This is a genomic window from Escherichia sp. MR (assembly GCF_005280595.1).
In the GTDB taxonomy this organism is placed as follows: domain Bacteria; phylum Pseudomonadota; class Gammaproteobacteria; order Enterobacterales; family Enterobacteriaceae; genus Escherichia; species Escherichia ruysiae.
In genome coordinates this window covers 1-11752 of record NZ_SZVK01000007.1, presented here as the reverse complement: position 1 = coordinate 11752, position 11752 = coordinate 1, and the positions used below count along the sequence as shown (strand labels likewise).

Below are 11752 nucleotides of genomic sequence, written 5' to 3'. Positions count from 1 at the left end.
AACCGTCCCCTCTCCCCTTGCGGGAGAGGGTTAGGGTGAGGGGTAATAAAACCACAGGACACATTCATGGCATATACCACCTTTTCACAGACGAAGAATGATCAGCTCAAAGAACCCATGTTCTTTGGTCAGCCGGTCAACGTGGCTCGCTACGATCAGCAAAAATATGAAATCTTCGAAAAATTGATCGAAAAGCAGCTCTCTTTCTTCTGGCGCCCGGAAGAAGTTGACGTCTCCCGCGACCGTATCGATTATCAGGCGCTGCCGGAGCACGAAAAACACATCTTTATCAGCAACCTGAAATATCAGACGCTGCTGGATTCCATTCAGGGTCGTAGCCCGAACGTGGCGCTGCTGCCGCTGATTTCCATTCCCGAACTGGAAACCTGGGTAGAAACCTGGGCGTTTTCGGAAACAATTCACTCCCGCTCCTACACGCACATCATTCGTAATATCGTTAACGATCCGTCTGTTGTGTTTGACGATATCGTCACCAACGAGCAGATCCAGAAACGCGCGGAAGGGATTTCAGCTTACTACGACGAACTGATCGAAATGACCAGTTACTGGCATCTGCTGGGCGAAGGCACTCATACCGTCAACGGCAAAACCGTGACCGTTAGCCTGCGCGAGCTGAAGAAAAAACTGTATCTCTGCCTGATGAGCGTTAACGCGCTGGAAGCGATTCGTTTCTACGTCAGCTTCGCTTGCTCTTTCGCATTCGCTGAACGTGAGCTGATGGAAGGCAACGCCAAAATTATTCGCCTGATTGCCCGTGACGAAGCCCTGCACCTGACTGGTACTCAGCATATGCTGAATCTGTTGCGTAGCGGCGCGGACGATCCTGAGATGGCGGAAATTGCCGAAGAGTGTAAGCAAGAGTGCTATGACCTGTTCGTTCAGGCAGCACAGCAAGAGAAAGATTGGGCGGATTATCTGTTCCGCGACGGTTCGATGATTGGTCTGAATAAAGACATTCTCTGCCAGTACGTCGAGTACATCACCAATATCCGTATGCAGGCGGTTGGTTTAGATCTGCCGTTCCAGACGCGCTCCAACCCGATCCCGTGGATCAACACCTGGCTGGTGTCTGATAACGTACAGGTTGCTCCGCAGGAAGTGGAAGTCAGTTCTTATCTGGTCGGACAGATTGACTCGGAAGTAGACACCGACGATTTGAGTAACTTCCAACTCTGATGGCTCGCGTTACCCTGCGCATCACTGGCACACAACTGCTGTGCCAGGATGAACACCCTTCCCTGCTGGCGGCGCTGGAATCCCACAATGTGGCAGTTGAGTATCAGTGCCGCGAAGGCTACTGCGGCTCCTGTCGCACGCGCCTTGTTGCAGGCCAGGTGGACTGGATTACCGAACCGTTAGCCTTTATTCAGCCGGGGGAAATTTTGCCCTGTTGTTGCCGGGCAAAAGGCGATATTGAAATCGAGATGTGATCGGGTACTAACGCCAGATGCGACGCTTATGCGTCTTATCTGGTCTACAACGATTACATGGCGTAGTAATACGCTTTCACTTGCTCCCAGTCCGCTTTGGGGATCGGCTCCAGATATTTCTCCAGCTGGCGGAAGTCATGATGAATCGCTTTATGGCGACGCAGACGACGGCGACTTTTCTCCAGATCAAGAAAACCTGCTTCTGCCTTACCTTCTGTTTTGACATAGATATGGCGAACATAACAGCAACCATGCTGACGATTAACGCTATGCATCTTTTTAAATGCCTGCGCCACCGCTTTCAACATGGCTTGCCGTACATCATCGGAATAAGGCATTACTACGTGTTGTGAATACCAGTCAGCAATACTGACAAACCCCGCCATATCTTCAGTCACCAGCAACGCGCGCCATTCACCCTCAATTTTCACCGCTTCACCAAAAACGATGTTCGGCACAATCACACCAGCGCGCTTCAGATCTTTTATTACAGCTATCTCCCGAACAATCGTCGGACGCCCAAACGGATAGCGGATAGAATGAAACAAGTGGTGAGTCATGCGCTTCACGTACAACTTTTTGCCGTTGTGCTCGACGCATTGCACCCCGCTCATACCGTTGCGGCGGTAATTCGGCTCCTCAACCCAGTCACCTTCTGTAGCCCACCAATGATTGAACTCATCGTGCTTTGCTGAAACTGCCATACCCTGTCGCCTGTCTTTATTGTTAACGACAATGACTATAGGTGTTTACCTTAAGAAAAACTTAATAAAAAGTGTTTCTTAATGGATTTCTTTTGCCGGGAACAAGTCATCCCGCTCCAAATAACAGCAAGTAAGGATAATCAACAGATTTTATTAAAGAATTAACTATGTCCACTATATGTAGGGGTGTGGATGAAGAGTGGCATCGGATGGCACATAAGTGCCATCCGGCACTGAATTTACTCTTTATTGAGGAATTTTACTGCCTTATCCGGGAAGTCCGTAAACAACCCATTAACACCTGCTTTGTTATACAGAGCGTCATACAGTTGATTCACATCGGTCGTATATGCCGGCAGTTTATCCGACCGCACGGTATAAGGATGCACCACCAGCTTATTCTGCTGTGCATCTTTCACCATTCCAGTCAGTTTGATATTGCCCGGCAGTGATGTCTCATCAATCACCATATGGTAATCGGGGCCAATACCGTCGGCATATTCCGCCACCTGCTTCATGGCACCCGGCTTAAACATCCAGTCATAGCTGTAATTTACCCAGGTTCCGTCCGGCTGTTTCTGCTGAGTTTCATTCCAGTCAGTATAAGCAATCAACTGAACCAGATTGAGATTCATGCCCATTTTCGGTTCCAGCTCATTTTTAATGCGTTTCAGCTCATCAGCATCAAAGCATTGCAAATAAACTTTGTCCCCTTTGCTGGTGTAACCATATTTTTTCAACACTTCCAGCGTTTTTGCCGCAATATCCTTCCCTTCCTGATGATGGAACCACGGCGCTTTAATTTCTGGATAGATGCCAATATTTTTCCCCGTCGAGTGATTTAATCCCTGAATAAATTCAATCTCTTCTTCGAAAGTGTGGACACGAAAGTCAGACTTACCCATCGGGAATCGCCCGGGGAAAGTCTGCACTTTTTTGCCGTTTACAATATCGAAACCTTCGGTAAATTTCAGAGACTTAATTTCATCCAGCGTGAAATCTATCGCGTAGTAGCGACCATCTTTACGCGCCCGATTCGGAAAACGATCGGCGACATCAGTAACGCGATCAAGATAGTGGTCATGCAGGACGACCAGATGGTCGTCTTTGGTCATTACCAAATCCTGCTCCAGATAGTCAGCGCCCTGTGCATATGCCATCGCTTTTGCTGGCAGCGTATGCTCCGGTAAATAACCACTGGCGCCGCGATGGGCTATTACAATTTTCTCGCTATTGTCTGCCGCCATTGCACTGCTTCCCATGATCATTCCACTCATCATGATCGCCATGCTAAGGTTTTTCAGCGTCAATTTCATGCCATTAGCCCCCGTTGCGTTTTTGCTGTAATTCCTGATGGCGACGTTTTTCGCCAATCATCACAACAATCAACAAGATAACCGCCAGAATGCTGCCGCCAATCATTACCATAAAGCCGCCATCCCAGCCGAAGAAGTCCACGGTGTAGCCAACAATCGCGCTCGCCGCCACCGAACCGCCCAGGTAACCAAATAGACCGGTAAAGCCCGCTGCCGTACCTGCCGCTTTTTTCGGTGCCAGTTCCAGCGCATGCAGACCGATCAGCATGACAGGGCCATAAATCAGGAAGCCAATGACAATCATACAAATCATATCTACGGTCGGGTTGCCCGCCGGGTTCATCCAGTAAACGATAGTTGCGATGGTCACCAGAGTCATAAAGAAGACGCCGGTTGCACCACGGTTGCCACGGAAGACTTTATCCGACATCCAGCCGCACAGTAGGGTGCCCGGAATGCCCGCGTACTCATAAAGGAAATAGGCCCAGGAAGATTTATCCAGCGCGAAGTGTTTCACCTCTTTCAGGTAAGTTGGCGACCAGTCGAGGATGCCGTAGCGAAGCAAATAAACGAACACGTTGGCGATAGCGATGTACCACAGCAGTTTGTTCGGCAGTACGTACTGCATGAAAATCTGCTTCGCGGTCAGTTCCTGTTCCGCTTTTTCGTTATAGTCGTCCGGGTAATCATTTTTGTACTCTTCAATCGGCGGCAGACCACAGGATTGCGGGGTATCGCGCATCATAGCAAAAGCGAAAAGCGCCACCAGAATGGCACAGAAAGCAGGCATATAAAGCGCCGCGTGCCAGTCATTGAACCAGGCCATCCCCAGCAAGAATAACAGCGGCGGAATACCACCACCAACGTTATGCGCACAGTTCCACACCGATACAATGCCGCCACGTTCTTTCTGTGACCACCAGTGCACCATGGTACGACCACACGGCGGCCACCCCATCCCCTGGAACCAGCCGCAGAGGAACAGCAGCACGAACATCACCGCAATGCTGGAAGTCGCCCACGGCACAAAGCCCATAAACAGCATCACTGCCGCAGCAAGAATCAAACCTGCTGGCAGGAAAACGCGCGGATTCGAGCGATCCGATACCGAGCCCATGATGAATTTCGAAAATCCATAGGCGATTGAGATCCCTGAAAGCGCAAAACCTAAATCGCCACGCGAGAATCCCTGCTCCACCAGGTAAGGCATTGCAAGAGCAAAGTTCTTACGAACCAGATAGTAAGCGGCATAACCAAAGAAGATCCCCAGGAAAATTTGCCAGCGCAATCGACGATAGGTCGGGTCGATCTCCGCAGCAGGTAAGCGCGCTTTATGTGGCGCTGGTTTAAAAATACTCAACATTTATAGCCTCCGTGGCCCATGGTCTTATTTATGATTAACAGCCTGATTCAGTGGAAGAACCTGCTGTTTTTTTGAGTTGCCGCGATGTTAAGAAAACATTCATAAATTAAATGTGAATTACCGCACACATTATTAAATAAGATTGCCAAAATGTTCCGAAAGGCGCATGAAATCACGTTTCACTTTCGAATAATGAGCGAATATGCGCGAAATCAAACAATTCATGTTTTTACTATGGCTAAATGGTAAAAAACGAACTTCAGAGGGATAGCAATGAAAACTCGCGACTCGCAATCAAGTGACGTGATTATCATTGGCGGCGGCGCAACGGGAGCCGGGATTGCCCGCGACTGTGCCCTGCGCGGGCTGCGCGTGATTTTGGTTGAGCGCCACGACATCGCAACCGGTGCCACCGGGCGTAACCACGGCCTGCTGCACAGCGGTGCGCGCTATGCGGTAACCGATGCGGAATCGGCCCGCGAATGCATTAGTGAAAACCAGATCCTGAAACGCATTGCACGTCACTGCGTTGAACCAACCAACGGCCTGTTTATCACCCTGCCGGAAGATGACCTCTCCTTCCAGGCCACTTTTATTCGCGCCTGCGAAGAAGCAGGGATCAGCGCAGAAGCTATAGACCCGCAGCAAGCGCGCATTATCGAACCTGCCGTTAACCCGGCACTGATTGGCGCGGTGAAAGTTCCGGATGGCACCGTTGATCCATTTCGTCTGACCGCAGCAAACATGCTGGATGCGAAAGAACACGGTGCCGTTATCCTTACCGCTCATGAAGTCACGGGGCTGATTCGTGAAGGCGCGACGGTGTGTGGTGTTCGTGTACGTAACCATCTCACCGGCGAAACCCAGGCACTTCATGCACCTGTGGTGGTTAATGCCGCCGGGATCTGGGGGCAACATATCGCAGAATATGCCGATCTGCGCATTCGTATGTTCCCGGCGAAAGGATCGCTGCTGATCATGGATCACCGCATTAATCAGCATGTGATCAACCGCTGCCGTAAACCTTCTGATGCCGATATTCTGGTTCCCGGCGATACCATTTCGCTGATTGGCACCACCTCTTTACGTATTGATTACAATGAGATCGACGACAACAGAGTGACGGCAGAAGAAGTGGATATTCTGCTGCGTGAAGGGGAGAAACTGGCTCCGGTGATGGCGAAAACGCGTATTCTGCGAGCCTACTCTGGCGTGCGCCCGTTGGTTGCCAGCGATGACGACCCAAGTGGGCGTAACGTCAGCCGTGGCATTGTGCTGCTCGACCATGCTGAACGCGATGGCCTTGACGGATTTATCACCATCACCGGTGGCAAACTGATGACCTATCGGCTGATGGCGGAATGGGCTACCGACGCGGTATGTCGCAAACTGGGCAACACGCGCCCCTGCACTACCGCCGACCTGGCACTACCTGGCTCACAGGAACCGGCTGAAGTCACCCTGCAAAAAGTCATCTCTCTGCCAGCGCCACTTCGCGGTTCAGCGGTTTATCGTCATGGCGATCGCACGCCTGCCTGGCTGAGCGAAGGCCGTCTGCACCGCAGCCTGGTCTGTGAGTGCGAAGCCGTTACCGCAGGCGAAGTGCAATATGCAGTAGAAAATTTGAACGTTAACAGTCTGTTAGATTTGCGCCGTCGTACCCGTGTGGGAATGGGCACCTGCCAGGGCGAACTCTGCGCCTGCCGCGCCGCCGGACTGCTGCAACGCTTTAATGTCACCACATCTGCGCAATCTATCGAGCAACTTTCCACCTTCCTGAACGAACGCTGGAAAGGCGTGCAACCTGTTGCCTGGGGCGATGCGTTGCGCGAAAGCGAATTTACCCGTTGGGTTTATCAGGGACTGTGTGGTCTGGAGAAGGAGCAGAAAGATGCGATTTGATACTGTCATTATGGGCGGCGGTCTTGCCGGATTACTCTGCGGCCTGCAACTACAAAAACACGGGCTGCGTTGTGCGATTGTCACTCGTGGTCAGAGCGCGCTGCATTTTTCGTCCGGGTCGCTGGATTTACTGAGCCATCTACCGGACGGTCAACCGGTGACAGACATTCACGATGGCCTGGAATCTTTGAGCCATCAGGCTCCTGCCCATCCTTACAGTGTTCTCGGCTCACAGCGCGTGCTCGATCTCGCTTGCCGGGCGCAGGCATTGATCGCTGAAAGCGGTGCACAATTGCAGGGTAGCGTTGAACTGGCTCACCAGCGGGTTACACCGCTCGGCACTCTGCGCTCAACCTGGCTAAGTTCGCCAGAAGTCCCCGTCTGGCCGCTGCCAGCGAAGAAAATATGTGTGGTGGGTATCAGCGGGCTAATGGATTTTCAGGCGCATCTTGCGGCGGCTTCGTTACGTGAACTGGATCTTTCGGTTGAAACCGCAGAAATTGAACTGCCGGAACTGGATGTGCTACGTAATAACGCCACCGAGTTCCGCGCGGTAAATATTGCCCGTTTCCTTGATAACGAAGAAAACTGGCCGCTGTTGCTTGATGCGCTTATCCCTGTTGCCAACACTTGTGAAATGATCCTGATGCCCGCCTGCTTCGGCCTGGCTGATGACAAACTCTGGCGCTGGCTGAACGAACAATTGCCCTGTTCATTAATGTTACTGCCGACACTGCCACCTTCCGTGCTGGGCATCCGTCTGCAAAACCAGTTGCAGCGCCAGTTCGTGCGCCAGGGCGGTGTATGGATGCCGGGCGATGAAGTGAAAAAAGTGACCTGCAAAAATGGCGTAGTCAGTGAAATATGGACACGTAATCACGCCGATATTCCGCTACGTCCGCGCTTTGCGGTACTTGCCAGCGGCAGTTTCTTTAGCGGCGGGCTGGTCGCGGAACGTAACGGCATCCGCGAGCCGATTCTCGGCCTTGATGTGCTGCAAACCACCACGCGGGGTGAGTGGTATCGAAGTGATTTTTTTGCGCCGCAACCGTGGCAGCAGTTCGGTGTAACCACTGATGAGACGCTACGTCCGTCGCTGGCAGGCCAGACGGTAGAAAACTTGTTTGCCATCGGTTCAGTGCTGGGCGGATTTGATCCTATCGCTCAGGGATGCGGCGGCGGCGTTTGTGCTGTCAGTGCATTACATGCTGCTCAACAGATTGCCCAACGCGCAGGAGGCCAACAATGAACGATACCAGCTTCGAAAACTGCATTAAGTGCACCGTCTGTACCACCGCCTGCCCGGTGAGCCGGGTAAATCCTGGTTATCCGGGGCCCAAACAGGCCGGGCCGGACGGTGAGCGTCTGCGTTTAAAAGATGGTGCACTTTATGACGAGGCGCTGAAATATTGCATCAACTGCAAACGTTGCGAAGTCGCCTGCCCATCCGATGTGAAGATTGGCGATATCATCCAACGCGCGCGGGCGAAATATGACACCACGCGCCCGTCGCTGCGCAATTTCGTTTTGAGTCATACCGACCTGATGGGTAGCGTTTCCACGCCGTTCGCGCCTATCGTCAACACCGCTACCTCGCTGAAACCGGTGCGGCAGCTGCTTGATGCGGCGTTAAAAATCGATCATCGCCGCACGCTGCCGAAATACTCCTTCGGCACGTTCCGTCGCTGGTATCGCAGCGTGGCGGCTCAGCAGGCGCAATATAAAGACCAGGTCGCCTTTTTCCACGGCTGCTTCGTTAACTACAACCATCCGCAGTTAGGCAAAGATTTAATTAAAGTGCTCAACGCGATGGGCACCGGCGTGCAACTACTCAGCAAAGAAAAATGCTGCGGCGTACCACTGATCGCCAACGGCTTTACCGATAAAGCACGTAAACAGGCAATCACGAATGTAGAGTCGATCCGCGAAGCTGTGGGGGTAAAAGGTATTCCGGTGATTGCCACCTCCTCAACCTGTACATTTGCCCTGCGCGACGAGTACCCGGAGGTGCTGAATGTCGACAACAAAGGCTTGCGCGATCATATCGAACTGGCAACCCGCTGGCTGTGGCGCAAGCTGGACGAAGGAAAAACCTTGCCACTGAAGCCACTGCCGCTAAAAGTGGCCTATCACACCCCGTGCCATATGGAAAAAATGGGCTGGACGCTCTACACCCTGGAATTGTTGCGCAAAATCCCAGGGCTTGAGCTAACAGTGCTGGATTCCCAGTGCTGCGGTATTGCAGGAACCTACGGTTTCAAGAAAGAGAACTACCCCACCTCACAAGCCATCGGTGCGCCACTGTTCCGCCAGATAGAAGAGAGCGGCGCGGATCTGGTGGTCACCGACTGCGAAACCTGTAAATGGCAGATTGAGATGTCAACCAGCAAACGCTGCGAACATCCAATGACATTACTGGCACAGGCACTTGAATAATCTTCACTGGCAGGACGTGAAAACCTCCTGCCATTCATATCCACGCTGAATATTTCAGAATAACTGCTCTCTATTTTTTTACTTAACTTCACATTTCCATGTATTGACACTCGCTATCTAAAAGTAGCTTTATTATGTCCCTTCAGAAACTAATTGATATAAATAATAATATTCACCACCACATTACCTAAAAGAATAATAATATACGATTATTAAAAATTAAACATATTCACCAGCATTATATGTTTAGAATTACTTTGATAATTCCCGCAAAAAAATGTTTATAAATATTTATTTGCGTATATAATCCCGCCTGTTTAATATATTAAAAATATAATATTATTCCATTCATCAATATAAAAGGAACTTAAGTGAAAGCAAAAATTCTCATTCCATCGTTATCTGTTCTCCTGATGGGTATATCGGCTTTAAGTTATGCGGACACTCCCGCCGGTAAAGTTCATTTCAATGGGCTAATTACTGCATCAACTTGTGACTTAGAGCAAGGTACAGGCAAGGGACAGAATGACCAGACCGTAACGCTTCAGACAGTGGACGTTGCTGATTTTGGCGCTGCTGTAGGTAATGAAGCAGCAAACTCTGCAACAGATTTTAATATTAATCTTACCGGTTGTACGACACAATTAGGTAGCATCAACCTTGAATTTAGCGGTAATACCACCGATGCCACCGATAATACAGCCCTGGCAATTGACACCGGTGCAGATAAAGCAACAGGCGTAGGGATTCGTATTTATCGTGAAGGTGCTTCTTCACCGATTAATTTTGCTACTGATCGTACCGATGCAGAAAGCTCTGCGGTAACACTTTCATCCATTAGCCCAACCAATGGTGATGGCAAGCATAGCTTTAATTATAAAGCGGTTTATGTCAGAACAGCAGATACAATTACTGAAGGTCAGGGTAACGCGACTGCGGATTATCGTATCGCTTACTATTAATGATATATTTCAAAGGGGTGAAATTACTACACCCCTTAATTACTAAAGTAAAAATGCATGAAAAAATACTCTTTATTACTGATTGTATTATTTGCCAACATTGCTTACGGGGGAGTGGTTATTCGGGGAACAAGAATTATTTACCCGTCCACGGCGCGGGAAATCCCTGTAGAAGTGACGAATCAAGATAAAGAGCGTTCATACCTTGTTCAGGCCTGGATGAGTGACTTTGCCAATGATGCAAATAAGAAAACGCCATTTGTACTCACTCCGCCGTTAGTTAAACTGGAAGCTCAGAAAAACACGCTTTTCCGCTTAATCTATACCGGTACGCAAAAATTACCGGAGGATCGTGAATCCATTTTTTGGCTAAATGTAAAATCCATTCCTGGGATGTCAGAAGAGTCTTCACAGGTGCCGAATCAACTGCAATTTGCCGTTCAGAGCCAGCTCAAAGTTTTTTATCGTCCGCAGGGGCTTGCTGATGATGCCAATACCGCCTATAGCAAAATCGCTTTCCGGATACAAGGCAACAGACTAATCGCCAAAAACCCAACACCTTACTTTGTCACCTTCCGCACTCTGGCAGTGAATGGTAAGCCCGTATCGTATAAAGGAAACGGCGTTGTGAAAATGATGCTCAATCCATTTGGCGAGCAAACATATACTCTGACCGCATCCTCTTCTGAAAACAATAGTGTTGAATGGTCAGCAATAAATGATTACGGCGGTACGACAAGTACCATAAAGACCCGGTTATAAGCGCAATAGATTGTTCAGGAAAACGACAGGAATTATCTCGTACAAGGAAAGTAATAATAACATGAACTCCTTACATCTATTTTGTTTGCATGTTGTTGTAACAATAGTGCCATTGACACTGTTACAAAACAGTTACGCCCGCGAGGTGTTTAATTACAAACTTTTAGAGTCAGGGGCTTCAGAAAGCGAACTGGAAGCCATTAAAAATTTTGACAAAAATGATGGCCTGGTGCCCGGTAAATATCGGGTCGATGTTTTTATGAATAATCAACGCATTACACGTAAAGATATTGATTTTGTCGTTGATGATAAAGCGAACAAACTCTTACCTGTGTTAAGCAAAAAAGAGTATATCGCTATGGGGGTTGCCAATAGCCCCTCCGCGTCATTTGCCACGCTGGCAGATGACGATATCGTGACGAATTTAGAAAATTATATTCCCTTTTCATCAGTGCGCTTTGAGCAGAGTTCGCTGCGCCTGTATCTGTCAGTTCCACAACTGGCGATGAACAATGCCGCAAACGGGTATATTGATCCGGTTTTATGGGATAATGGATTGCCTGCGTTGTTTACAAATTACTATTTTAGCGGCTCACATAATTGGCAAGATGATCGTTCAGATAATAGTTCATACCTTAATCTGAATAATGGTATTAATCTTGGTCCCTGGCGTTTAAGAAATAACATTAATTACAACGATGGCACCTGGCAAAATATTGATACCTATATCTGGCGAAATATCCCTGCGTTAACCAGCAAACTCATTCTTGGCGATACCTGGGTAATGACTCCAACTTATTGATAGTGTTTTATGTTCAGATAATGCCCGATGACTTTGTCATGCAGCTCCACCGAT

Annotated in this window: 12 protein-coding genes; 8 read left to right on the top strand and 4 right to left on the bottom strand. The window is 49.4% G+C overall.

The genetic code is table 11. The annotated features are described in order from the left end of the window. Positions 1–66 precede the first annotated feature (66 nt). Complete coding sequence (gene nrdB / locus FC814_RS04715) at positions 67–1197, top strand: class Ia ribonucleoside-diphosphate reductase subunit beta (RefSeq protein ID WP_000332038.1); 1131 nt, start codon at positions 67–69, stop codon at positions 1195–1197. Then, complete coding sequence (gene yfaE / locus FC814_RS04710; RefSeq protein WP_096979870.1) at positions 1197–1451, top strand: ferredoxin-like diferric-tyrosyl radical cofactor maintenance protein YfaE; 255 nt, start codon at positions 1197–1199, stop codon at positions 1449–1451. Before nrdB ends, yfaE begins: the two co-directional genes overlap by 1 nt. A gap of 53 nt (positions 1452–1504) precedes the next feature. Here yfaE and inaA read toward each other — a convergent pair whose 3' ends face one another. The 3 genes from inaA to glpT form a co-directional block, all read right to left on the bottom strand. Continuing rightward, positions 1505–2155 carry a lipopolysaccharide kinase InaA gene (inaA, locus tag FC814_RS04705; protein ID WP_137325581.1) on the bottom strand — a complete coding sequence of 217 codons (651 nt, stop codon included), beginning with the start codon at positions 2153–2155 and terminating at the stop codon, positions 1505–1507. 239 nt (positions 2156–2394) lie between these two features. After that, on the bottom strand, positions 2395–3471 hold the full coding sequence (gene glpQ / locus FC814_RS04700; RefSeq protein ID WP_137325580.1) for a glycerophosphodiester phosphodiesterase: 1077 nt from the start codon (positions 3469–3471) through the stop codon (positions 2395–2397). Positions 3472–3475: 4 nt separating this feature from the next. After that, the gene (glpT, locus tag FC814_RS04695) at positions 3476–4834 is read right to left on the bottom strand and encodes a glycerol-3-phosphate transporter (RefSeq protein ID WP_000948734.1); all 1359 of its coding nucleotides are present in this window, start codon (positions 4832–4834) and stop codon (positions 3476–3478) included. A gap of 273 nt (positions 4835–5107) precedes the next feature. Between glpT and glpA the strand changes: the two genes are divergently transcribed. The 6 genes from glpA (at position 5108) to FC814_RS04665 (ending at position 11698) form a co-directional block, all read left to right on the top strand. Continuing rightward, positions 5108–6736, top strand: a complete 1629-nt coding sequence (gene glpA / locus FC814_RS04690; RefSeq protein ID WP_000857252.1) for an anaerobic glycerol-3-phosphate dehydrogenase subunit A — start codon at positions 5108–5110, stop codon at positions 6734–6736. Further along, entirely contained in the window at positions 6726–7985 is a 1260-nt protein-coding gene (glpB, locus tag FC814_RS04685; protein ID WP_001209913.1) for a glycerol-3-phosphate dehydrogenase subunit GlpB, read from the top strand. Before glpA ends, glpB begins: the two co-directional genes overlap by 11 nt. Then, a complete protein-coding gene (gene glpC, locus FC814_RS04680) occupies positions 7982–9172 on the top strand; it encodes an anaerobic glycerol-3-phosphate dehydrogenase subunit GlpC (protein WP_001000374.1) in 1191 nt (396 codons plus the stop codon). The genes glpB and glpC overlap by 4 nt, the downstream gene beginning before the upstream one ends. A gap of 371 nt (positions 9173–9543) precedes the next feature. Continuing rightward, positions 9544–10134, top strand: coding sequence for a fimbrial protein (locus FC814_RS04675; RefSeq protein WP_000644765.1), 591 nt, complete (start codon positions 9544–9546; stop codon positions 10132–10134). 57 nt (positions 10135–10191) lie between these two features. Further along, positions 10192–10896, top strand: coding sequence for a molecular chaperone (locus FC814_RS04670; protein ID WP_105280563.1), 705 nt, complete (start codon positions 10192–10194; stop codon positions 10894–10896). Between the two features lie 61 nt (positions 10897–10957). After that, positions 10958–11698 (top strand): FimD/PapC N-terminal domain-containing protein, encoded by a 741-nt coding sequence (locus FC814_RS04665; protein ID WP_301546356.1) that lies wholly within the window; start codon positions 10958–10960, stop codon positions 11696–11698. Here FC814_RS04665 and FC814_RS23435 read toward each other — a convergent pair. Continuing rightward, positions 11692–11748: an IS1 family transposase gene (locus FC814_RS23435; protein WP_003032489.1), complete on the bottom strand. Its 57-nt coding sequence runs from the start codon at positions 11746–11748 to the stop codon at positions 11692–11694. The two genes, FC814_RS04665 and FC814_RS23435, sit on opposite strands and share 7 nt — an antisense overlap. Positions 11749–11752: the final 4 nt, after the last annotated feature.

Excerpts from the sequence above, each read along its gene's own strand:
- yfaE (WP_096979870.1), top strand. The coding sequence starts at position 1,197 with ATGGCTCGCGTTACCCTGCGCATCACTGGCACACAACTGCTGTGCCAG.
- glpB (WP_001209913.1), top strand. The coding sequence starts at position 6,726 with ATGCGATTTGATACTGTCATTATGGGCGGCGGTCTTGCCGGATTACTC.
- glpQ (WP_137325580.1), bottom strand. The coding sequence starts at position 3,471 with ATGAAATTGACGCTGAAAAACCTTAGCATGGCGATCATGATGAGTGGA.
- FC814_RS04665 (WP_301546356.1), top strand. The coding sequence starts at position 10,958 with ATGAACTCCTTACATCTATTTTGTTTGCATGTTGTTGTAACAATAGTG.
- FC814_RS04670 (WP_105280563.1), top strand. The coding sequence starts at position 10,192 with ATGAAAAAATACTCTTTATTACTGATTGTATTATTTGCCAACATTGCT.
- nrdB (WP_000332038.1), top strand. The coding sequence starts at position 67 with ATGGCATATACCACCTTTTCACAGACGAAGAATGATCAGCTCAAAGAA.
- glpT (WP_000948734.1), bottom strand. The coding sequence starts at position 4,834 with ATGTTGAGTATTTTTAAACCAGCGCCACATAAAGCGCGCTTACCTGCT.
- glpC (WP_001000374.1), top strand. The coding sequence starts at position 7,982 with ATGAACGATACCAGCTTCGAAAACTGCATTAAGTGCACCGTCTGTACC.
- inaA (WP_137325581.1), bottom strand. The coding sequence starts at position 2,155 with ATGGCAGTTTCAGCAAAGCACGATGAGTTCAATCATTGGTGGGCTACA.
- glpA (WP_000857252.1), top strand. The coding sequence starts at position 5,108 with ATGAAAACTCGCGACTCGCAATCAAGTGACGTGATTATCATTGGCGGC.